This window comes from Pengzhenrongella sp. (assembly GCF_036565025.1).
In the GTDB taxonomy this organism is placed as follows: Bacteria; Actinomycetota; Actinomycetes; order Actinomycetales; family Cellulomonadaceae; genus Pengzhenrongella.
Genome location: NZ_DATCNW010000285.1, coordinates 1 through 23973 on the forward strand (window position 1 = coordinate 1; position 23973 = coordinate 23973).

11 protein-coding genes are annotated in these 23973 nt (G+C 68.4%); 5 read left to right on the plus strand and 6 right to left on the minus strand.

Annotation, left to right across the window (positions count from 1 at the left end):
* A partial coding sequence (locus tag VIM26_RS16580) for an alkaline phosphatase family protein (RefSeq protein WP_331953151.1) occupies window positions 1–333 on the minus strand: 333 nt, incomplete at its 3' end.
* A 313-nt stretch (window positions 334–646) separates the two neighbouring features.
* On the opposite strand from VIM26_RS16580, the gene VIM26_RS16585 reads away from it, so the two are divergent.
* From VIM26_RS16585 to VIM26_RS16600, 4 genes are read left to right on the plus strand one after another with little or no spacing between them, the layout of a single operon-like run.
* Complete coding sequence (locus VIM26_RS16585) at window positions 647–1018, plus strand: hypothetical protein (RefSeq protein ID WP_331953153.1); 372 nt, start codon at window positions 647–649, stop codon at window positions 1016–1018.
* Window positions 1015–3759, plus strand: coding sequence for a VWA domain-containing protein (locus VIM26_RS16590; protein ID WP_331953155.1), 2745 nt, complete (start codon window positions 1015–1017; stop codon window positions 3757–3759). Before VIM26_RS16585 ends, VIM26_RS16590 begins: the two co-directional genes overlap by 4 nt.
* Window positions 3760–3787: 28 nt before the next feature.
* Entirely contained in the window at window positions 3788–7147 is a 3360-nt protein-coding gene (locus VIM26_RS16595; RefSeq protein ID WP_331953157.1) for a tubulin-like doman-containing protein, read from the plus strand.
* Entirely contained in the window at window positions 7147–9876 is a 2730-nt protein-coding gene (locus tag VIM26_RS16600) for a hypothetical protein (protein WP_331953159.1), read from the plus strand. Before VIM26_RS16595 ends, VIM26_RS16600 begins: the two co-directional genes overlap by 1 nt.
* A 352-nt stretch (window positions 9877–10228) precedes the next feature.
* On the opposite strand, the gene VIM26_RS16605 is transcribed toward VIM26_RS16600, so the two are convergent.
* On the minus strand, window positions 10229–11803 hold the full coding sequence (locus VIM26_RS16605; protein WP_331953161.1) for a DNA cytosine methyltransferase: 1575 nt from the start codon (window positions 11801–11803) through the stop codon (window positions 10229–10231).
* Between the two features lie 168 nt (window positions 11804–11971).
* Between VIM26_RS16605 and VIM26_RS16610 the strand changes: the two genes are divergently transcribed.
* Window positions 11972–12397 carry a very short patch repair endonuclease gene (locus VIM26_RS16610; protein WP_331953187.1) on the plus strand — a complete coding sequence of 142 codons (426 nt, stop codon included), beginning with the start codon at window positions 11972–11974 and terminating at the stop codon, window positions 12395–12397.
* Here the strand turns inward: VIM26_RS16610 and VIM26_RS16615 are convergent.
* Genes VIM26_RS16615 through VIM26_RS16630 form a run of 4 tightly spaced genes read right to left on the minus strand, consistent with a single transcriptional unit; the run spans window position 12375 to window position 23593 of the window.
* Window positions 12375–14186 carry a DUF1998 domain-containing protein gene (locus tag VIM26_RS16615; RefSeq protein WP_331953163.1) on the minus strand — a complete coding sequence of 604 codons (1812 nt, stop codon included), beginning with the start codon at window positions 14184–14186 and terminating at the stop codon, window positions 12375–12377. The two genes, VIM26_RS16610 and VIM26_RS16615, sit on opposite strands and share 23 nt — an antisense overlap.
* Window positions 14167–17367 carry a helicase-related protein gene (locus tag VIM26_RS16620; RefSeq protein WP_331953165.1) on the minus strand — a complete coding sequence of 1067 codons (3201 nt, stop codon included), beginning with the start codon at window positions 17365–17367 and terminating at the stop codon, window positions 14167–14169. The genes VIM26_RS16615 and VIM26_RS16620 overlap by 20 nt, the downstream gene beginning before the upstream one ends.
* The gene (locus VIM26_RS16625; RefSeq protein ID WP_331953167.1) at window positions 17364–18842 is read right to left on the minus strand and encodes an NERD domain-containing protein; all 1479 of its coding nucleotides are present in this window, start codon (window positions 18840–18842) and stop codon (window positions 17364–17366) included. The genes VIM26_RS16620 and VIM26_RS16625 overlap by 4 nt, the downstream gene beginning before the upstream one ends.
* A 38-nt stretch (window positions 18843–18880) precedes the next feature.
* Window positions 18881–23593, minus strand: a complete 4713-nt coding sequence (locus tag VIM26_RS16630) for a DEAD/DEAH box helicase (protein ID WP_331953169.1) — start codon at window positions 23591–23593, stop codon at window positions 18881–18883.
* Window positions 23594–23973: the final 380 nt, after the last annotated feature.

Here is a 23973-nt window from a genome sequence, read left to right on the forward strand (position 1 = left end):
GTCGAGGCGGAACGGTTGAACGGAGTTGGGGTTGTTCGGAGCGAGGAGGCTCTCGTTCAGCCCGTTCACGGTCGGAGTGTCTTTTGCCGCAGTGAAGCTCGGTTCGCTCTGCGGGTTGGTCGCGTTCGGGTACGTGGCGAAGTAGTGGTCGAACGAGACGTTCTCCTGGTAGATCACCACGAGATGCTTGATAGGTGTGGTCGTGGCGGCGTTCTGGGACGGCGCCGGGTCGATGGTCGAGAGCTCGGCGGCGTTGGCGGGTGCCATCGACCAGGCCAGGGCCAGGGCTGCCCCGGCTACCGCAATGCGACGGGCTGTGCGTCTGCGACTCACGGACGACTCCTTGAGGGATGTGGATCGAGCGGGGGTCCCGCAATGTGCCAAGGTCACACCCCAACGGGTCGAGGTGACGCCTGTTCGATGAACGGGAGGCGTCGCGCACGTGAACCCTCGCGAATCGGCACCGATGTTGTGTCTGGCGCGATACGGCCCTGGGTGAATGTTCCGATCAGCCGTTGCCGATAAGCGACGAATCGCCCAATGCCCGTACCGAGGTCCTCGCCCCTGGCTAGGGTCGCGATTGCCGGCCGATCTGGGCGACGAAGACGACGCCGCCCGTGACGTCGCAGCAGCAGGGGGTTGCTGGATGAGCGGCACGTTCACGAATCTTGACGCGTCAGCGCCGGCCACCGTGCCCGCCGACACCGTCCGACCCGCACGCTGGCCCGTCCTCGGCGCGACCGCGTGCGCCGCGGTCTCCGCGGCCATCCTCGTGCTCGCGATCCTCGGCAACGAGCGGACCTCCCTCGGACTGACCGGATTCGGCTACCTGGCGGGGTCCATCGGGGTCTCGCTGCTCGTCGTCGTGCACCGGATGCGCAAGCAGCAGGCGGAGCAGAGCCTGTGGTTCGAACCGCGGCCGGGGCTCGCCGCGGCGGCCCGCGTGGTGCTCTGGTTCGGGCTGCTGGTTGGGCTCGGCAATGCGTTCTTCCTCGCCACCGAGATCGCGAAGCGATGAGAGGCACCGGGCGCCTCGCGGGCGTGGCGATCGGGCTGTGCCTCTTCGGCGCGACCCTCGCGGCGACTCTCGCCGGCGTGGCCGGCCCCGCCGCGGCCGAGGACCTCTCCCCGACCGGCGACCGGGCGATGGCGCAGATCGCCGGCTGTGCGGCCAGCGCGGACCACCTGCTGGTCAGCATCGTGGTCGACGAGTCCGGGAGCCTGCGCGAGACCGACCCCACCGATCAGCGCGTGAACGGGATCAACTCCGCGATCGACGTCCTGGCGGACCTGCGGGCCGGCGCCAACGGAAAGCTCGACGTCGAGGCGAACCTCGGGCTGTTCGCCGAGGGCTACACGCCGCTGGTCTCCTGGCAGGGGCTGGACGCGTTGCACGCTGCGCACCTCAAGGCGGTGAGCTCGGCCGAGCTGCCGAACCGCAATCGCGGCGACTACACCGACTACCGCGCCGCGCTCACCGGCGCCCGCTCGACCCTCGACACCCGCGAGTCCCAGCTCACGGGCGCCAGCTGCAAGGTCATCCTCTGGTTCACCGACGGCGCGCTGGACGTGCGCGGCGATGAGGGTCCGGCCCTCGCGGAGCTGTGCGCGGCGAACGGGATCGCCGACGGCGTCCGCGCCGCGCACATCTCCGTGATCGCCCTCGCGCTGTTCCACGAGCCGAGCAGCGTCACCGCCGCACAGCGCGAACGGCTGCGGTCCGTCGCGGAGGGTTCCGGTGCGGGGGCCACGTGCGGGCGCACGCCTGTGCGCAGCGACGCCGCCGTCGGCGCCTACCTGCGGGCGGACAACGCGAGCGCCCTGCGCCGGGTGTTCGCCGGGGTCGGCGCGCTGATCGGCGGCGGGTCGCAGTCCTGGTCGGTGCAGTGCCCCTCCAACAAGTGCGTCAACGGTGTCGCCAAGTTCGCCGTGGACCGCGGCATCGCCGGCTTCCAGATCATCGTGGACTCCGCCGACGACACCGCTCGGATCGCCATCTCCGGCCCCGACGGCAGGGCGATCCCGCTGGCCGCGGGCACCTCCGCGGTCCCCGGCGGGACGCTCAAGGTCAGCGCCCGAGCCGGCCTGACCACGGCGACCGTCGCCTTCGCGAAGGCCGACGGCGCCCAGGTCGGCCCTTGGACCGTCACCTCGCGGGACAAGGCCGGCAAGCCGAGCCCGGTCGCTGTCGACCTCTACTACTTCTGGGGCGCGCGCCTGGCCATCGCGGCGCCGACCGGGGTGCTGATCGGTGAGACCTCGCCGGTGACGGTCACTGCGACGGTCGCCGGCCTGACGGTCTCCCCCGACTGGTACCAGGCCATGGACGTCCAGCTGCGCGCCGGCACGGCCAAGGTGCCGCTCGCGGTCGGCGACGGCGGCGTGCTCGACGGCGTGGTCACCCTGCCCCGCGACGGGGCGCCGACCGAGCTCACGATGAGCGCGACCGCGACCGCCACCAGCACGCCGTCGGGCATCCCGCTCGCGCCCGTCCTGGCGTCTGTGGTGCTGCCCACGCGGCTGCCCCCGACGTACCCGACGCTCACCCCGACGGCCCTGGTCCTGCCGCGGATCACCACCGCCGACGGCGCGTCCGGCGTCCTGAGGCTGCACGGCACCGCGCGCGGGACGACGACGGCGTGCCTCGCCGGCGGCGACGTCTTCGGGCCGAAGCAGGCCGGGCACCTGGAGCTGGCGCCGGACGCCACGTGCGTGAAGGTGGCCAAGGGTCGGGTCCAGGACTGGACGTTCACGCTGACCCCGAAGGCGCTCGCCGACGGGCAGATCAGCGGGCACCTGAAGGTGGTCCTGACCGGCGAGACCGCCGGCGACAAGGTCTCGGTTCGCGTGCCGGTGACGAGCTCGATGACCCGGCCGGTCGACGAGCCGCTGCGCTGGGCGCTGGTCGCGGCGTTCGTCGCGCTCGCCCTGATCGTCCCGCTCGCCCTGCTGTTCATCGGCAACTGGTGGATCGGCCGGTTCCGGCTGACCGAGCTGACCCGGGTCGCGTCGATCCCGGTGACGCTGACGGCCGCGGGGATCGAGTCGCGGCGATCGGGGTCGTCGGTGCTGATCGAACCCGACGACTTCCAGCCGGTCGGTCTGGGCACGGTGCGTCGGCGCGCGTTCAGCGCGGGCGGCGTCCGGTTCGCGCACTCGCTGCCGCTGTGGCCGCTGGGCGAGCCGACCGCGCACGCGACCGCGGAGGGCGGCGGGGTCGTCGTGTCCGGCACGGGTCAGTACACGGGTGCGCGCGGGGTGCGCGCCCCGGTCCTGACCGCCCTCGAGCAGTGCTGGGTGCTCCTCGTCGAACCCGGCGACGCCGGATCGGAGGTCCGCGGACACCTGGTGTTCGTCAACGACGAACGACCCGGCCTCGGCCTGCGCGAGATCATCGAGTCCCGCGCCGAGAAGCTCCTCCGGTTCACCGGTTGGGAGGCCGTGCGGGCGAAGGTCGCCACGGCCCGCGCCGAGCGCACCGCCGCCGAGGCGGGCCCGAGGGGACTGGTGCCTTCGAAGCCCGAGAGCGCGCCGGGGCCCGTCGCCCGGGTGCCGGCGGAAAAGCCGCCGCCGCCGTCGTCGCTGTTGGACGACGCCGCCGCCGCGCACGTGGCGCCGCCACGGACCGACTGGTCGCTCCCCAACCCCGAGGCACCGCCTCGCGGCGGGAGACCGACGGGTCCGCCGAGCCCGAACGTGAACAAGCCGATCCGCGCGTCCGACGACGAGCTTCCGCCGCCGCCGCCCCTCACCTTCTGACCCCGTTCGAACTCTCAAGGAGATCACCATGCTGCGACCGTTCCTGCTCGTAGGTGTCGGCGGTTCGGGCGGCAAGACGCTGCGCGTGGTCCGGGAGGACCTGCAGCGCCGGCTCGCGCAGGTCGGCTGGACCGGTGACCTGCCCGCGGCGTGGCAGTTCCTTCAGATCGACGTGCCGACGCACGCGGACGGCAGCGAGCCCGACCTGCCCGCGCACCTGCCGGCGGATCAGTACCAGGGGCTGGTCGCGGACGGGCTGACGTACCGCGTGATTGACAACGCGCTGGCCGGGACGGGTCGCACCCCGATGTCGGACACCATCGCGGGCTGGCGCCCGGACCCGACGAAGGTCAACGTGCCGGTGAGCAAGGGGGCAGGGCAGTACCGCTCGCTCGGGCGGATGATCACCGTGGCCCGGATGGACCGGGTGCGATCGGCGCTCGAGCGTTGCCAGCGTGCGCTCAGCGGCGCCGAGGTGATGGGCGAGCTGCAGAGCGTCACGCGCGCGCTCGGCGGGACGCCGGAGTCCACCTCGGAGGACCCGGTCGTCGTCGTCATCTCCTCCATCGCGGGCGGGTCGGGCGCGGGCGCGGTGATCGACGTGTGCGACGCGATCCGCTCGCTCGGCTCGCCCTGGACCGGGGAGAGCATCGGATTCTTGTACGCGCCGGACGTCTTCGACTACATCCCGCCCGAGCAGCGTCGTGGGGTGCGGCCGAACGCGCTCGCCTGCCTCTCGGAGATCCTCTCCGGCTACTGGAACAGCGACGGGCCGTCCGAGCAGACCGCCGCGCTGCTTGCGAAGCACGGCGTGCTGCTGGGTGCCGCGAACCGGCTCGGGCCGCGCTACCCGTTCCTGGTCGGGAACCGCAACGAGCACGTCTCGTTCGGGACCCAGAACGACATCTACCGCGCGATGGGCCGCTCGATCGGCGCCTGGGTGACCAGCCACGCGCTGCAGGGAATGATGGGCGCGTACATCCAGGGCAACTGGAGCGCGGTCGCGCAGAACGTCGACGATCGCCTGCCGCTCAAGCTCGCCGGCACCGAGACGCCGTTCTCCGCGCTGGGCTCCTCCCGGGTCGGGCTGGGCCGGGACCGGTTCCGCGACTACTCCGGCCAGGCCCTCGCACGGCAGGCCGTGGACCGGGCACTGCGCCGCCACGAGGAGCAGCGCGGCGCGCAGGACGACCGCACCAACAAGAAGCTCATCGCCGACGTCGCCGAGATGCGGTTCAGCGCGTTCCTCACCAGGTCCGGGCTCGACGAGCGCGGTGAGGCGAACAACGACATCCTCGAGGCCCTGCGCCCGCTCAGCGAGAAGGACGACGCGCGGGCGCTCGCTGCGGAGATCTCGGCGAAGATCACCGGCGAGATCAGCGAGAAGAACGGTCAGCCGCTCAGCGTGGTCCGGCAGCGGATCCTCAGTGAGGTCCAGGCCCGCGAGGCCAAGTTCCGCGACCAGCAGCGGACCCTTCGCCTGCAGCGCGGCCGGGACTGGATCCAGCACATCCAGACCCACCTGGTCCGGCTGGTCGCCACCACGATCGCGACCGACGGCGCGCCGGTGACCGCCGAGATGCTCGGCCAGCTCAGCACCGAGCTGCGCCAGGTGCGCGAGGAGCTCGAGACCGAGGCCAAGAGCTACCGCCGCTGGGCCGCGGACACGCAGTCCTTCGCCGCCGAGCTCGGCAATGCCGACACCCTGATGCGGAACAACCCGGCGATCGAGAACGCCGTCAAGCGCGCGGTCCAGCTGCTGCTGTGGATGGAGGAGGAGGCCCTGCGCGAGCTCGCCGCCGACCTCATCCCGGACCTCGTCGACAACGTGATCGAGCCGCTGACGACGGCGGTTCGCTCGGCGTCGTCGGCTCTGGCGCAGGAGGAGCTGCCGTCGAGTGACGGGCGCACGTCGAGCATCACGTCCTGGCCGGTGGAGGGCTCGGTGCCCGAACGGCTGCGGCCGGCGGCCAACGAGTTCCTGGTCGATCCGGTCGCGGCGTACCCGGACGCGCTCGACACTCTGATCGTGCGGACGGTGGACGCGAACCGGCGCGGCGGGGCGCGACCCGTGGCGATCATGCAGGTCATGCTCGGCGGCGAGGAGGTCGACGAGGGCCCGCAGGAGCTCGTCGCGCTCACCCTGGGCTGGGTACCCCGCGATCACACCCTGCACGCCAGCGGCGGCGACGCGCCGAGCCGGGCGCGGTTCGAGGTGCGCCTCGGGGCGAGCGATCTGCTCGCGCGCGCCGACGAGTGGATCACGCGCAAGGGGACCGCGATCGGCGCGTACTCCAGCCAGACCCTCAAGGACTACCTCGACCCGACCCGCACGGACCCGGACCAGCACGCCGAGCGGATGGGGCGCTTCGAGGGCCAGTTCATCGCGGCCCTGAACGCGGCGGCGCCGCTGGTGAGCATCAACCCGGGCGTGCTCACCCTGGTGCACGGCGTGCCCGCGGCCCCGTTCAAGACGTACTTCACCGAGATCCCGTTCCCCGACAAGTCCCCAGGGCGCGCGACCGTCAAGCGGGTGCTGCAGGCCCGCGGCCTGTGGGACCAGGAGGTCGAGCAGGCCCTGGGCGACGGCGACGCCGCGGGCATCGACGTGTTCTGCGTGCTGGGCATGCCGCTCGAGCCGGTCGTCTTCGACAGCATCATGAAGCCGATCGCGAGCGAGTGGGGCGCGCGTGGCGAGGCAGACCAGCGCACGGAGTTCTGGCGCTGGCGTCGGGCCCGTCCGCTGACCGAGTTCCTCCCGATGGCGCCGGAGGTCCGCAAGGCGATGATCCGGGGGTGGTTCACCGCCGGGGTGCTCGGGCAGCTCCAGCTCGAGACGAGCCGGGCGGCCATCTTCGTGCCCGCCGAGAACGGCGCGCCGGGCCGGGTCTTCGAGTTCCCGAGCCCGTTCTTGTCCTCGGACGCACCGCAGCGCTACGACGCGCTTCCGGTGGCGCTGACCTCGGTGCTGCTCGCGCTGGTGGACGTCAACACGCGCGAGAGCCTCGATCCGGTCAAGCCCTACGCCCGGCTGCGTGATCTCGGCCGGGATGGTGCCGACGGCGGTCTGGACGAGTACAAGCGGGCCGCCACGGAGCTCGAGGCCTGGATCCTGGAGGCGAAGGCGGCCGTGGGCGCGCCGCCCGTGCCCGCATCGGCAGGCCCCGCCCGGGAGGAGTGGCAGCTGCGTCGGGACGCGATCGAGGACCGGTTCGCGGTCATCGAGGAGTCGTACACGGGGCTGTTCAAGGAGGTGGACGCGCGCACCGACGTGTTCGACGTGCCCGCCGCCTACGAGCTGCGGGCGGACATCATCGCGGCGCTGGCGGATCTCCAGCGCGCGGTGCGGCACGTGACGCCCGCCTCGGTGAACCGGCAGTTCGGCTGATGTCCCACCTGAGCGTGATCGTCACCGACGGGAGCGCCGTCGCCCTGGAGGTCAAGGCCGTCGTGGCCGACTGGGCGACGGCGGGCCTGGTTGGCGAGTCGGCCTGGGTCTGTCCGGGCGACGTCACGCTCACCAACGGCCCGCCGCAGGTCGTGGCGACCGTCGTCGGGCCGGGCGGGAGCCACCGGGCCGACCTGTTCCAGGTGATCGGGATCCGCCGCCTGGACACCGTGCGCCTGGTGGTCGCCCAGTTCATCGTGACCGGCGACGACCAGGCGCGGGAACTCCCCGAGCTGGGGCGGACCCTCGAGGGGTTGCTCACGTCCTCCCTCCCGCGGCCGATGGACGACGGCGGGCCGGGGACGGCGCTGCGCACGTACAACGTGCTGATCCCGGTGAGCGGGGTCAGCGGGGTCACCGTCGACGCGTTGCTGCCCGGCTGGAACGCGAACGCGGTCGTCGCTGCGGAGGACCGGCCCGACCTGGACCGGGCGAGCATCTTCGTGCGCGCGGGAGCCAACTACACCGGGCATGCGGCGGCGGCCGTTGCGTCCGTCGCGGCCATGTGGCCGGGCATCGACCGGGGCGGCCTGGACTTCCAGGAGACCGACTCGACCGTGCAGGACACCGCCGTCGCCGTCGTGCGCCAGACCGTCCGGGCGATCGTGCACAGCAACGACGCGCAGGACCTGGCGGACGCCGTGTGCGCGTCGATCGTGATCGACCCGACGACCCCGGCGCGGACGGTGAACTGGGCCCGGCCCGCGCCCGAGCCGGGCGGTGTCGTCGATGCGGTCTTCGCCGAGACCATGGCGACGGGTGACTGGGTGGTCCGGGTGCCCGCTGCCCGGCCCGCGCCGACGCGGGTGCAACGGGGTTTCCGGGCCGCGTTCCGGGACGCCGCACTGTTCAACGCCCAGCTGTTCGCGGCGGCGTTCCGGGTGCTCGCCGGCCGGGGCCGACGGGTCGTGGAGAACGCCGCGACCGGGGCGATCATCGGGCACGACGGCGACCAGGTGGTGCGGTTCCGGCCGAGCTCGATCGACGAGATCGTCCGGCGCAACCGGGCGTTCTTCGAGACGCAGTCCGGGGAGATGCGCGAGAAGATGCTGGTCGCCGAGGGCGGCAGCGTCGCGGCGCCCAACCCGCTGACCTGGGCGAACCTGCGGCGCTCGTGCTTCGGGCTGGTGGACGGGTCCGAGCTCGCGGGCTCGTACGAGGTGCCGGAGATCGCCGGGAAGCCGCAGCTCCTGTCGCCGTCGTCGGTGGTGCCCGATCCGCACGACCGGTTCATCACGTCGGGTCGGGTGGAGATCCGGGCGTGCGACGCGCCGTTGGCCGTCGCGTCGATGGGCGAGCTGAAGGCGGCGGTCGCGGCGTCAGTGGCGCAGGCGCCAGCCGCCGACGGCGACGCTGACGCCGCCGAGGCCGCCGAGGCTCAGGCGGAGGCGGCGCTCGCGCTGGCGAAGGACGAGGTCGCGGCGCTCGAGCAGTGGATCCAGGCGCGCCGAGGTTCGCTGGCCTGGCGGGTCAGCGACAGCCTGGCGACCCGGACCGAGGGACGGCTGCGGGAGGCCGCGACCTCGTACGCGTCCGCGACGGCGACGACCCAGCCGGCCGTCGAGGCTGTGCAGCGGGCGCTGCGCCACGTGATCACCGCATGGGGCGTCCTCGGGGTCGGCGTCGTCGTGTTCTCGGCCGCGCTCTGGTACTGGCCGTACCGGCAGGACCACATGTCGGCGTCCGACCTGGTGAAGACCATCGAGTGGATGCTGATCATCGCGCTGGCCCTCGGGGTGTTCTTCAACCACGTCTACTACAAGGCGGTCCGCCACTTCGAGTGGCAGGTCCAGCACGAGCTCGCCAGGCGCCGGGAGACCGCGGAACGGTTCGTCGTGGCCAACCGCGAGGCACGACGGCTCCAGCTGCTCGGCTCGGCGTTCAACGAGTGGGCCGAGATCATCGGGTCGGTGCTGCACCGGCCGTGGAACGCGCAGCCGGCGGGGGTGCACGGGCCCGCGCTGGAGACCCTCACCCACCTGCCGGCTGCGGTCGCCGTGGCGGTGCCGCCCGACAAGGTCCTGGAGGTCAGCCCCGTGGTGCGGGCCCGGGCGATCGAGGTGCTGACCTCGCGGGGCTGGGCGAACCGGGCGTTCGACAGTGGCGTCGACGCGTACGAGGCCCACGTCCGGCTCGCCCGCGAGGGCGGACACCTGTCGGCCGATCTCGACACGCTCACCAGCCCGACCAGCCCGCGCGGGCTGCTGTGGGACTTCTTCTACGCCGGCCGCGCGGCCGAGTACGCGACGAGCAGGGCCCGAACCCGCATCGAGATGGCCCTGGCCCAGGGCGAGCTCGAGCTGCCGCCCCGCGCGGTGCGCCGGACCGGCGAGTACACGGACGGCGCGACGGTGTCCGACGTGGCGTACTTCGGCGGCGCGCTGTTCCCGGCGATTCAGTTCGTCGACGACATTTGGACGGGCGCGGGGCTGATGCGTGAGAAGAATGTGCCCGACAAGTCCGTGGCCTGGATGCCGAGCGAGGCCGGCGCGAAGCGGGTCGGGTCGGTGGACCACCGGCTGGCTACGGGGGATGTCGCGGTGCGGATCGATCTGTCGCGGCGGTGCGACGTGAGCGACCTGGTGGTGTTCGTGCAGGACGACGTCGTGAAGGTGCACGGGGCTGTGATCGGGGTACTGAAGGACGCGAAGGGGAACGTCTTCAACTAGCGCGGACGGCAGGGCGCGCACTAGTGGCCTGGCAAGACGTGCATAGGAGCGGCTGGGACGGAGTTGATTTCGAACCGCATCGGCGAAACCGTGACGAGGCAGCCGACGCGAGCATCTGCCGGGTCGTTGCGGCGGGCAGGAGTCGTCGACATGAGCCCGTTTTCAACGGCCTGCACTACCGTTTTGCGAATTCAAACTCTACCGTTCTGCGGTCGCTGGCTCTTCGTCGGTCGACCCACCAGGTCGGTGCTAGTTAGGCTCCGGCGCTCCCGGCGGTGAAGGTCGACATGGCCGTACCTGTGGGCTGCTCGACGCTGACCATTGCCCTTCCACTCGCCCCGGACGGCCTGCGTCAGGGCTGGCCCCCGAGCACGGCGTCGGTGGCAATGCCCGCGTGAGCCGAAGGCCCGGAGGGCCGTAGATAGGCGAAGACAGACTCCGCGATCTTCATGGCGAGCGGGACCGGGACGGCGTTGCCTATCTGCTTTGCAATCTCCGTCTTCGACCCGCACCACAGGAAATTCTTGGGGAAGCCCTGCAGCATCGCCGCCTCGTAGTGCGTGATGGGTCGATTCTCCAAGGGGTGCAGGTAGCGACCCTTCTCCGGCTTGAAGAACTCAGTGCGGATCGTCACGGACGGATGTCCGTTCCGGATACGCCCCATGACATCGCCCGCACCCGCGTCGTGGTCGTCCCATGCTCGGGTTGACAAGTACTCAAGCGTGGCTCCGCCGGTCGTCTCGCCCTCACGGAGCACAATGCGGAATGCCTCTGACTTGCTGCGGCCAGACTTACCCGTTTCTTTGGCTTGCTCGACTTCGTATGACCGAACTGAGACCCTCCTTGACGTTGTGAATCCATTTTCTACGATCTTGTGAGCACCAAGAAGCTCGAGTATCCCGTCTTCGTTCCGAAAACTGCCGACCTTCTCGATGATCATCTCCGCGCCGCCGTCAGTGCGACACAGGAAGCGCCCGCGCAGATCCTTGCGATTCCCTCCTGGTGGAACCGCCTTGTAGCGAGCGCGGGAGATCGCCTCCGGCTTGCGCGTGATGTGCAACTCCGTCGTGGCGAACGGTCCTGCGAACTTGCCCGGGATGCCTTCAATAGTCGTTGATCTATCAGCAGGGAGTTCCGTGCTTTCGAGAGTTAACCTTGCTGTCTCGGAAAACAGAGCGTCAACTGTGGACCACGGGAGGTGATCAAGTGGCAGATCCAGCCCGCTAAGCTTGGATTCAGAAAGCGAGTGTCGCGAATGTGTCGGCTCCGGATACCGCATCTGGTCTGGGAGCGGTTCGACGTCGGTGCGGACCGCAATCACGATCGCCCTCCGGCGTGCTTGTCGCGCACCGTAGTCCGCCGCGTTCAGCAAGTAGCGTCTCGCGCGCTGCCAGTCTGTGTCACTCACCTCGGCGCCCGGCGCCTCGACGAGTTTGTAGTTGGTGAGGTCTCCGCTGCCGATCCTGTCCTTAAGGTCGTTGAACTCGACTGAGCGGACGAACCTGTCGACGTTCTCGATGACGAACACCTTGGGCTGTAGGACGACGACCACCCGGATGAATTCCTGCCAGAGCTCGTTTCGTCCGGCGCGGACCTTGAGCCGGTTGAGCCCGGAGAATCCCTGGCACGGCGGGCCTCCAACAACAACATCGACCTCGCCTCGTCCCCATTTGGGCTGCCAGCTCACAATGTCGCGACAGATGATCTCTGGCGGGTCGTAGTGCTGGGGCCGCTCAGATCCGGCTCCGAAGTTCATCGCATACGAGGCGGCGGCCGCGGGCTCCCACTCGACAGCACCGACGCTGCGGAACGCCGGGACGTCCGCGCCCGCCGGTCGGAACTGGTGGAACCCCTCTGTGAGCCCGCCGCATCCAGCGAACAGATCCAGGACCGTGATTGGCTTCTCGGCTGAGTCCTTCGATCCCATCACGCCAGTCTACTGGACCGCCGGCCTACTACTGACCTGCAGAAACGTGGTTCACAAAGAAATCGCGAGCTGCTGATCGCAGGGCCCCCGCCTCCCGCCGGGTAGCGTTGCAGAATGCTTGTCGTCGGACCACATCCCGGTGCGTCGAGTCCGGAAGTCAGCCGTCGGATGAGTCTCGCGCGCCGCCGAGACACCCAGCCAGAGCTTGACTTGCGCCGCCTGCTTCACAGGGGTGGGCTGCGCTACCGCGTGACCTACCCGGTCCCGGGCATGTCCAGGCGGAGCATTGACGTAGCGTTCACCCGAGCCAAAGTCGCCGTGTTCCTAGACGGGTGCTTCTGGCATGGCTGCCCAGAGCACGGCACGCGGCCTCGCGCGAACTCGGCCTGGTGGGACGTGAAACTGCGACGCAACGCCGAGCGCGATGCGGAGACTGATCGAGTCCTGCGTGCGAGCGGCTGGACGGTTCTTCGCTTCTGGGAGCACGAGGACGCGCGGCTGGTAGCCGAGACGGTGGAGACCGTCGTCATAGCAGGCCGGCCGCCAACCTCGGCCCGCGACCCCTCTGCGCTCACACCAATGGGCGCGCCCTGATGTCATCCAGAACCCCGTCCAGGAGCCCGGTCACCGCGCTGCCCCCGAGCACAAGCTGGCGGTCGAGGAGCCTGTTGGCGCTCTCGCACGACGTCTCACTGACGAGCGAGCAGCCGTGGCAGGCCGACAGGTTCAGGCTTGATGCACGCTGGCGGTCGCTCTCGATGCACACCGGGTCGTTCGAGCACACGTCGGCGTCGTCGAGCGCGGCAAGTAGTAGCGGGACGAACTTTTCTGGGGCGCCCAGGCGGACGAGGCCACCGAGGGTTCCCTGGGCGTCCCCCGCTGCGGTGTAGACCAAAATGCCCGCGGTGTGGTCCGGACGGTCGGTGTTCGCGTAAATGCGTTCCTGGAGCGAAGCCGACGAGTACCCAGAGGCGTAGGCCAGCCGACGGATCAGCAGGTGCGCGATGGTGTGCAGCGCGACGAAGCGTGGCTCCGGCACGTCGAGCCGTAGGGCCCACACCGAATCCGCGCGTCGGCCAGCCAAGATGGCGGCACGGGCCTGAACCTCGGGACGTTTCTCCCACTCGACGAGATAGGACTCGTTGAACTGGAGGAAGATGCCCTCCCCATACATCTCGACCGCCGGGTAGACGGGCCTGCGCTTCCCGTCGATGGATAGGTCGGCATGGATCATGTCGGCATCGGCGGCGTACCTCCTGAAGCCCTTCAGCGCACGCACCTCACGAAGGCGTCGAACCTGACCTACCGCAGTCAACCTGTTCGCGAGCGTAACGGGCACCCCGTTCTGACCACTCACGCTCCAGCTGTCGACGACGAAGTCGCCTTCGCTCCGATCCCGACCCGGCGAGGCGAGCTTCTTGAGGAAGGCTGCCCACTCGCCGTCCTTGAGGTCGAGCAGCACGTCGTCGGCAGGTTCGCCGCCGCACGCAGCGCCCCTGAGGACTTCCTCGGCTGTGACCCCGAGCTCGGCGGCAATCCATCCAGCAACGACCTCCGCCTGCGGCCCACCGTTGTCGGCAACGACCTTGTCGAAGAACATGTGACCTCGGATGGCATCGGCGATCTCGACGGAACGCGGTTGCTCCTCGGGGATGTCGAGAGCGGAGATGCGGTCGGCGATGTAGTTGCCGGTGGCCCCGCGCTGCGTGGCGACAAGAGCGTGATCGCAGGCGCTTCCAGGCTTCGGCTCCTGCCAGGGTTGGACGCCCTTGCAACGGATCCCGTCGCGTTCGAGCGCGCTCTTCATGACGAGGTCGGAGAGAGACCGTGACCTGCCGCACGCGCCGCACTCCACGCGTAGCGACTTGAGTCCTTCGCCATGTCTGGCGGAGCGGACGAACCGTAGCTCCTTGTACGCGCGGCACAGGCGCACCGACTCGGTGACACCGCCATCGTGGCCCCGGTGGGCCCACTTGAACCACGGGATGTCCTGGAGGTGGCTGCCCTTCTCGCAGACGGCGACGTAGCGCATTGGGACCAGCGCCCCGCCGCAATCGCACTTGTTGATCCACTTTCCTTTGTTGCGACCGGTCTGCTGCGATAACCGAGAGCACCGCTCGCAGAACCGCCAGGTGGGAAACCGCCAGTAGAGGAGGCCGACCGTGTTCTTGCCTGCACGATCGGGGTGGGTCGGCGCCTCCCGCAGGACGCCGGAGCCGAGCCGCTCCACGAGCCGCTCGCAATGGATCTCGGGAGCGAACCTCTTGTCCCACCAGGATGTGTCAGGAGCGATCAGAGACTCACCTCGGATGTCGACGATTGCGCCCACACCGAACGGGGAGACTGTCTCGGACAGGCGGAGGTCATGCTTTATCCGTTCCACCGTGACCTCCTTCGAAAGGTTCGCGCACGTCAACGGCCACGTTCGCTTCGACCGACCGCATGGAGTCAGCGACGAGCCACCCCTCGCCCTGCTGACCGAATCGCCTGAACAGCGAGTTCTCGTCCGGCTTGTGCCGTTCGTAGAGCAGGGGCCCGTCCGACTCTCGGGCGCTTCGCGCACGCCGGTCCCACTGCGTGAGAAGTACCCGGACCCGCTCGCGCGTGTCTTCTGCCTCCACCTGGTCAGACCGCTCCACAAGTTCGACGAACCGCGCGACGAGTGCATCGATCGACGTCCGCTGTGCCGGGTCCTGGAGGTCCAACCGGGCGGCGGCGTCGTTGTCCGCGAGGTTCGGACCCAGATGCCGGAGGAGGGTGACGAGGGCTCCCGCGAGTGAGCGCTCGCGTGACGCGAGCGACCATGGGGTCACACTCGTCGGCTCGACACTGCGATAAAGCGCCTCGTGGTAACCCCGGAAGGTCTCGAAATGAGAACGGTCGCGAGCGCGGTTCGACCGGAAAAGCGTTGTCACAACGCCTTGCACCTTGCCGCGGCCGACGCGGCTGGTGGCCTGGATATACTCCGAGGTCGTCTTGGGCTGCCCGACCATCAGCATCAGGGCAAGGCGGGGAATGTCGATGCCCACCGACAGCATGTTCGAGGAAAGTACGACGTCTACCGCCTGGCCGGAGTCGTCCGCGCTGCGTCTGAGTTCACGCAGGTCGTTGGGAAGCTCTTCCGGCCCGCGCCGGCTTGTGAGCTCGAGAACCCTCTCAGCCCGGACCGTTCGGAGAGCAAGTCCGAGCCGGTCCGCCCTGGGTTCGAGTCGGCCATTCACGTCGTCGACGACCAGCGTTCCCGTGCGACCGAGCTCGCGCAGGCTGTTGTGATACATAACCGCGGTCCAGTAGGCGTCGCGGTCGACACCCGAGTCCTCGTGCTGCGCGAGTACTCCAGGGATCTCGATCAGCGGTGAGGCAGCGGAGACCGTAGCGGACATCTGCGAGAGCGCCTGCGGCATGAGACCGAGGTAGAGCCGACCTTCACCGCTCCTGACGGGGCTGGAGAAGTAGGTGCGGTCGTCGTCGAGACCGGACGGGGGATACAGGGCGACGGCGCGACCGTAGAGTCCCTGAACCTGCTCGTCTGACGCCCGGATCGTCGCGGTGGACGCGATGATCTTGGGCGTCCCACCGCCCGCCGCGATCAGCATCTGGATGACCGCGTCGAAGACCGCGACCGTGGTTCCCAGCGGCCCCGACAGCAGGTGCAGCTCGTCCTGGATGATCATCGACGGCGGACGGAACGAGCTGCTCAAACCAAGGAGACGCCCGGCACGCGGAAGGAACTGCAGGCGGGCGAACTTGTCGACCGTGGCGAGAAGGATCGTCGGCGGGTTGTCATAGAGCATCTCGTCGACGACGACCACCGGCAGTTCGTCGCTGAACTCGCACGAGGACCTGGGGCAGTGGATCACGACGTCGCGGCCGACAAGCCTGACGCCGTATTCGCTCGACGTCGATGATCGCGCGGAAGGCAGCAGTGCAGAGCCGCACCACGGGCAGCTCTCCAACTGGAACTGGTTCGCCTCCTCAGGGCGCGCTGCCTTGTAGAGGCGCTCCAGCGCGGCCTTGGCCTCCTTCCTCGTACCTGGGGTCACGTCGTTGCCCACCCACAGTCCGATCGTGAAGGGCACCATGCCCCTGGCTCGCGGGTCACCGATGCGATCAGACCGTCGAAGCATCTCCATGGCGCAAACGAGCGACGCCGCGCGCTGGAACTGCTGCGCCGTCAGCAACCGGAGCGTGTACCGAGTCAGTACCGCCGTGCCCGCACCGCCGGCCCCGTCGACGATCCGACGACGGAAGATCTCGACAGCGGCGAGCCCGAGGTAGGCCTCCGTCTTGCCACCGCCGGTCGGGAACCAGATCAGGTCGACAAGCTCGCGCTCGACGTGGCTCTCGTCGACTGTCGAGCCCAGGGCGACGAGCAGGAACCCCAACTGGAACGGGCGCCACCTGGGCTCCGGGTCCACGTCGCCCCGAGCGAGCGCCGACTGCCACATCTGCAAGCGCATCGCCGCCATGCCGATCGCAAACGCCGACCGCAGATCAGCTTTGTCGTCTCTCCGGAGGAGGGCGACGGTGTCCCGCATACGCCGCAGAGCGAACTCCGAGCGCGCGACGATCCGCTCTGCCACCAGTGCGTCGGCACCGAACGAATCAACCCGATCCGCCTCTGCTGCGACCCAGGTCGCGAAGGCGTCGACGAAGGCATCCATCGACGCGAGAACTTCGCGCGGCGATGAGTCCAGACGGGCTAGGTGGGCGAGGCTCAGGGCCCGCGCCTCGGCCGCCGACTCTTCGAAGGCGGTGGTTTCGACGGCGGGCACTACGAAAGATGGCACCGGATCGAGCCACACCCGGGTGCAGCGCCCGCGTTCGGTCAGGTCCCAGTCTGCGGCCATTCCGTGGCCGACCGCGAAGACTTTTCGCTTGCGGTACCGCAGACGAAGCTCGGCTGATTCGTCGTCAATGTCGAATGAGGAGTGCGTGTCGTACTCACGAATCGAACCGCCTTCTTGAGGCGTGACGGTAAGTCGCACCTGGTACAGCATATTGGCGGCATCCATTCGGGCCTCCCCGGACGCGGCGGCGAGGACACGCACGTGAACGGTCACGAGAAACGCGTCGCCAAACGTTCTCCAGCGAGATCCGACCTCGATCGGCACGTTGCCTGCCGCGCGCTCGCGATGCTGCTGTTCGCGAGCCAGGTCGAGGTCCTGGAACCAAAACGGCAAGCGCAGCCAGCTTGGCGGTCCGTCCCCTTCGACTGCGCGGTAGGTCGCCCCGGTGAGGTCGCACCGGACCGAGGGTCGGTCCGTGACGAAGGAGATCGCGATTGACGACGGCCGCCAGTCCTCAGCGATCGGAACGCCAGCGCTGGCCTCCTCGAGCTCTCCGGTTGACGCGATAGCAGCGTCGACGTCGACCTCGTCTACTTCGTCCAGCACGACACCTTCGTCCTCGACCGGAGGAGCCACCTCCCGCGGAAAGAGCATGCCTACGGCGTACTGCCTGTTGGGCAGATTCGTGACGACCTCGTCGTCGCCGCCGTCGGGCCCGACGTAGGCGGAACGGAGATGCTCCAGAACCAGATGTTGCGCACGGGTGAGGGTCATTTGGTCGCCATCCGTTGCCGCACGAGTTGCTTGAGGCGTCGCGTGTCTTCCTTGGACACGAGGAGATGCAAAGAGACGCGGGCTCTTGTGACGGCGACGTAGAGGGCTGCGGTCCCGGGATCGTCGAACGTCGCGGGCAGACCGCACACCACCACATGCTCGGCTTCGAGTCCCTTGGCGAAGCGGGGGCTGGTCACGACGAATCCTTGCGGCGTCGTCGACGGCGGTTCGACGGAGCAAGGGTCGATGATCCAGATGTCGCCCCGACGAGCTCCCTCAGAGGCCAACTCGGCGGCGACGGCCTCTCCGTCAGGGAGCGCGACGGGGCCGTCGGTCGTGTGCCAGCGAACTCGCTCACCATTCACGATTCCCGGGTCGCCGATGTCCGCACCGAGGTACTCCTGCACGACGTGGACGATTGCTCGGGTGTTGCGCACGTTGAGGTTGAGGTCGACTGTCATGGCCTCGTCCACGACCAGTGCCGCGACATCCTCGTCATAGGCGCCGTCGACATGTGCTTGGTTGTTGGGGTCGAGGAACATCCGCCAGCGACCCCCGGCCCGCCCCCCGACGACCACCGCGTCGATACGGTCCATGGCCTCGGGGAACATCAGGTCCTGTGCCTCGTCCACCAGCACCACGTCGTAGCGACCTGCAGCGTCGAGCTGCTCGAACGGCACGACGTCGACCGGCCGGTCGCCGAGGTGCGGTGCGAAGTATTGGGCAAGGGACGGTGAGCGGAACGTGACCAGTACGGTGCGGCCCTGATCCGCCTCTTGCTTGGCAGCTTCGACCAGCACGAGCGACTTCCCCGTCCCCGCGCCGCCGTACACGAGCACGCGCTGGTTCCGCGCCAAGGACGCAAGGACGCGCGCCTGGCCAGCCGTCGCACGGTTCTGCTCCTCGATCACGGCGCCGCGCTGCGCGTCGACGACAGGCATCCGGGTGAACTCACCGAAAAGGCGGGTCCGAAGCTCGTCCACCCGCGCGAGCTTCTGTCCGGAAGGCGCCTGACGGCCGCCAGCCACGACCGCGTCGAGGCCCTTCGCTAGACCGTCGGCGGTTGTCCGGTCACGGGCAAACCAGTGCGTGGGGAGCCAGCCGACAGCGTCTGGTGGTCCGTCGATGTCGGGGGTCACGACGACAGCCTCGTGGGCGAACCATCCGGCGCCCTGCTCCTTCAGGATGTCCCTGAGGGCATAGGCAGCCGAGCGCGCCTGCTCCATCGGCGAGCTCGTCAACTTGTTCCAGTCCCCGCGGCGGTCGACTGAGTACCAGACTCCGTCGTGCTTGCGGACGCCCCCGCCCTTCACCTCCACGACGACGACCGTCCCGCGCCAGAGGATCACAAAGTCTGCTTCGGCCTGCTGCTTGTATGCGTGCGAGCGCAGACCGACCGAGTAGAAGGCGACCGCGTCCGGATCGGCGTCGACGTCGCGCAGCAGGCGGGCGACGGTTCGTTCTGCCGGACTCACCGACAACTTTTCTATGTCAACCAGAGCCGGGACCAGGATCATCCGCGCGCTTGCTTCCAGAGATCTTCGTAGTCGCGGTAGCCGAGGAAGTCGTTCATTGCACCCCAGTTGTCGGCGACGTCGACGATCAGGCACTCCTCCTTGCCGCCGTTCTCCTTGCCTCTGAGCCCGCGGCCGGCCATCTGGATGTAGGCACCAGGGCTAAACGTGGGGCGTGCGATGTACAGCGCCTTGACGCCGGGTGCGTCAAATCCCTGGGCAAGGAGGTCACAGTTGGCAAGCACCTTGATCTCGTCGTCCTGGAACTTCCTGATGACAGTCCGTCGCTCCTGGCGGCCAGTCTGCCCGCTCACTGACGCGGCGCTGACGCCGCGGTAGCGCAGCGAGGCAGCGAGCACCTGGGCCGAGAGGACGCTCGGTGTGAACACGAGGATCGGCCACTCGGGGTCCTGGTTCATGATGTGCTCGACGAGGACCCGCATGCGCTGCTCGTCACGACCGATCCGTTCGTAGACGTTCCGGTCGATGAGGCGGTTCGTCTCGAGTGCGCTGCGTTCGGCGTGGCTCAGCTCGACCTGGACGCCCGACGGGAGCACCTCGTGTCGGACTTTCGCGAGCACTCCGAGCTTGCCGAGTTCGCGGTAAGCGTCCGACTCGAACGCGGTGATCCGCTTGGTGCCGAACCTGGCAACCAGTTCCTTGGTCCCGCTGTGTTCGCCTGCCCGACCTTTGAAGGGTGTCGCAGAAAGGCCCACCAGCGGACGCTCCCAGCTGCGACCGTCGACACCGAGCCACCGCAGGATGGTCGTGTAGCGAGTCGAGCCGCCCGCCCGGTGGGCCTCGTCCACGAACACAGCGGTCGGTTTACTGAGCCACTCATAATCCTGACGGGCCATAATCGCCTCGATCTTGGCGTCGGTGGCCACGACGACGGAGAGCTCGGTGTCCGGCTCGTGGACGGTGTTCGTGTCCCACAGGCGACCGATTGTCAGAGGACGCGCGTCACCCAGGTACCGCCAGACCGACTCGAATGTCTGTACGGCCTGCTCGCACAGCTCTGCGGACTGGGCGATCCACAGAATCGTCCCGGACAGCACTTCGTCGACGAACAGTCTCAGCACGGTCTCGGTCGCGACGCGTGTCTTCCCCGCGCCGGTAGGCAACTCGACCATGCCCTTTTGCGCCGGCCCGTCGACAGACGGCTGGGTCAGGACCGTCCTCAGGTCCTCGCTGATCTTCTTCTGGAACGTGTGCAGCTTGTTCAGGCGGACGGCACCTGCCACGACGAACTCCTCGGGCCGTGGCTGGTTTCGCTGACCCGCGAACTGCGGTCCGAAGCCCATCTTGCGCACCCAGGAGATCGCGGACGGGGTACCGGCCCAGGTCTTCGGGACGTCGGGAAAGCCCACCTCGCGGAACCGATCGGCCAAGATGCGCAGCGAGTCGGACCCATAGACCGTGATGAACAACTCGGCGACGGACGTTTCGTCGTCGACGAGGCCCTGCACGTCGAGCGCCGTCCAGAGACCGCTTGGCAACGCTTCCTTGAGGTCGTCCTTCCCGATATACAGGTCAAGACGCTCAGCGTCGGAGTCGATCGACTGGGCCTCCAGACGAAGTCGCTCGAGCTGGTGGTCGAGGCCGACCTTGAGTACGACGCTAAGTCGTGCGTTGTCGAGCCCGAGGACGAATGCCTCGTTCACGAACCGAAGGATTCGGGTCTCGTCCGCGTCGCTTCTGACGATCAGCTCGGAGCCGTCGAGGTGCCAGTCGAGAGGTTGGTCCTCCACGCCCTCCTCCGTCGTGACCCGTTTCGCGACCAGAAGAGCGCGTGTGACCTTGGAGGATCCCAGCCGCACCCCGAACTCGTTGCGCAGGCCCGTGTAGACGTCGAGGATCCGCTGAGCGTCCTGTTGACCTTCGATGACCATGGCGAACGAGAAGCTGTCCTCGAACCGGCGACATCCGACGAGGTCGACCATCTCGTCAACCTGGTCTATCGAGATGCGAAGGTATGGGCGCCCACGGGTTCGCAGGAACCCCTCCTCCTCGTCGGTCGTGGCGAGATAGACGGTCGAAGGCGCGTGGGCCTCGATCGCGTGCTTCACACGCGCGGGAACCGTTGCAGGCTTCGCGCCGGCAAGACCGCAGCGGCTTGCCGTCAACACGAACTCCACGAGGGTGACGTCATCAACCTTTGGGAACAGAGTCCCCTCGAGCATCTCCCGCAGGACGTGAGGCGGTACCGCATCGAGCTCGTCCGGCAGGTCGAGGACGTCCGCGACATGGCGCGGGCCCCTGTACAGCGGCAACAGTCCGGCGAAACGCACCAACGATGGGGCGACGACGTCGCGCGGCGGGCGGTGCCCACGGGTGGTGTTGAGCACGCCCGCCTGCTCGACAGCCCAACGTGCGGGCGACACGAAGGCGTGGGTGCGACCGGAGTCGAGGTCCTCGCAGATCCACTCGCTCTCGCCGAACGCAAGCATGGATGTGGTCCAGGCCTCGCGAACGCTGAGGGGCGCCTCCGCGTCCCTCAGCATGAAGAGCACGGAGAACGGCCCCGCGCCTTCGCCCGGAGTGAACTCGATCCTCTCGATCGGACGTTCTCCTGGGCCCCGCCGCGCGTTCACATCGGCGAGCACCGCTTCGACGAACGATTCGCACGCCGGCTCTTCATCCAGCGCGAAGTCTTTTATGGGCTCCTGGACGACACCGAGTCGATGGGCGACATCAGGCATGCAGCGACGCCGGTCGAGCAGCCTTGACGAAAAAGTCTCAGAAAGCACCACGTCGAGGTCAATGACCTGCTGCGGCCACGACCAGCCGCCGTCAAGGGTGGGTACTTTGATCGCGGCGTGTGAGGAGACCATCGCTCTCGTGGCGGCCGGGATCGAGACCGATACCACCGAGTCCCAGAGTTTGGCGAGATCGTCACCGCCCGGATCCGATGGGAGTGTCGCCAATCGCGCGTTGAGGATCGCCTCGGGGTCGAGGTCGCGGAACCCCCTGTCTCCGAGGAGTTTCTCCACCTTGTCCTGCGCGAGGAAAGCCGCGTCGACGAATGCGGCGCCCTCAATCTCAAGGTCCGCTACACGGCGCAAGAAGACGACGTCCTTGTCGGCGAGCGCCCGCATGCCCGCGGACGTCGGGATGACCTTGGCCCTATCGATGTCCTCGAGTGAAGAGTTCTTGACCACGGTCCGAAAAGCGTTGGCAGCCGACACCGGGTCATCGCCCTCGGCCCACTCGCGCAGCCACGTGAGCAGCCCCCGCTTTGGCATGCGCTCGAGCGCGAGCCTGGTGTCTCGGGCGGTCGGGTCGAGGCCTGCGTCCACTCCCGCCAGGAGCAGATCGCGCAACCGTGTCGCGCGAGCCGGCGTCGAGTAGCAGCGCCAGTGCGGGACGTCATCACCGGTGTTGGGCGACTCGATCCAGCCCTGGTGGACCACGGCGTCGAACCGGATTGCAGTGTCAAGGGGTCGTACTGCTGCGCCCGTCCGAAGCACACCGATGGCGTCGGGGATGAAGTTGCCGTCGCCTGCGAGGCGGAGGACGTGCGCCGCCAGCGCTTCGTCGCCGAACCCGTGGCTCTCCTGTCCGCGACCTCGGGCAGGCATGAAGTCGAGGTGCGCGGCAGGGTCGGCGTCCGTGCGCACACGAGGCAGCAGTCCGACGAAGATCCCTGAGAGGGTCCGAACGATCTCCCGGTTGTAGTCGTTCGGCAGCAACGTCGTCCGGTCGTCGTTCACGCTCCAGGGAGCATTGAACAGGGCCGAGGCCGAGGTCGTGTCCCGCAGACGGAAGTAGGACCAGAACTCGCCGATCCGCAACCGCGTCTGCTGGACGGGCACCGCGACGGTCACCTTGACCTCGGCTCTCGAGACCACTTCGCCGACCTCGCGCCGCGCATCGGCTGACGGAGCGTGCATGCGGCTCTCGACGATCCAGTCGTCGCCGTCACCCCCTGGTCGTGCGATTCGCAGGATGCCGTTGCCCAGGTCCTGGGACGTGTGGGTCGTCTCGTACGGTTCGGCGCCGACCACGCGCAGACGCACCTCACGGACCGCACCGACGAACAGGAGGAACTCGGAACTGAAGTCCTTGATCTCCTGGCGCAGTCGCTCCAGGTTTGTGGCGTTAGGGAGCTTGACGATGGTCGACGCCCATGTCGCCAGATCCGCAAGCACAGTGTCCTTCTCGAACTCGGCCACCGCGTCGAGCAGCGTCGCCGTGCGCAGAACGGGATAGCGCTTCGCCGTCGTGACACCGGCGAGCGCCTGGCGTGCGCTGGCAGAGTTGAACTCAAACGCAATCGATCGACTCAGCACCTGGGGAGCCTGGGCCACCGCCAGCACGGACTTGAAGCCGAGGCCGAAGCGCCCGATCTCGTCGCCGCGCTTGCCGCTGAGGTGGGCCATCGTGACTGCGGTAAGCCCAGTTGCCGAAAATGGCCTGCCAGCATTCGCGCAGTACAGAATGCAGTTCTCGGTGTCGAGGACGATCTCGACGCGGCCCGCATGCTCGCCGTGCGCGTGGCCCGAGCCTGCAAGCGCATCTGCAGCGTTCTGCACCAGTTCGAGGAGCGTCCGAACGGCATATCCTCCGGTGCGGATCGACTCCTCATGGTTCGCATGCTCGGAGACTAGGTTCGGGTGGATCCTGTACGACTCGATGGTCCGAGTGAACTGCTCCTCGACCTCGCGAACGAGGGTCGCGTCGGGCTTCCACGCCTGGTGGTCGAACGTCACTTGCCCGTGCTCCTAAGGTCCGCGACGCCGTGCCTTAGGCCACTGCGCCAGCGCCAACGATGACCCGGGCCTACCTGAGCGAGCAGAAGCGACTCAAGCCTGTCCGGCGGGTCAACGCCTGTGCGCCAACGCCCATTCGGATGCTATCGACGATGTGTCGACGACCCGATCGTTGAGCGGCTGAAGTTTGAGCCGGAAGTAACGAACCATGTCGCATTCGGGAGCATCGCGAGTTATGTCGGCCCGGCCCCAGCGGGCTCGGCTACTCCGTCTCCCTGTCGTTGAGAGACGCCGTCGGCCGGTGGTGGCCGTTCTCGGTTCGCGTGATGACGGCGAGGGCACGAAGCGCCGTGGTAACGCGGGTGTTGGCCGAGTGAACC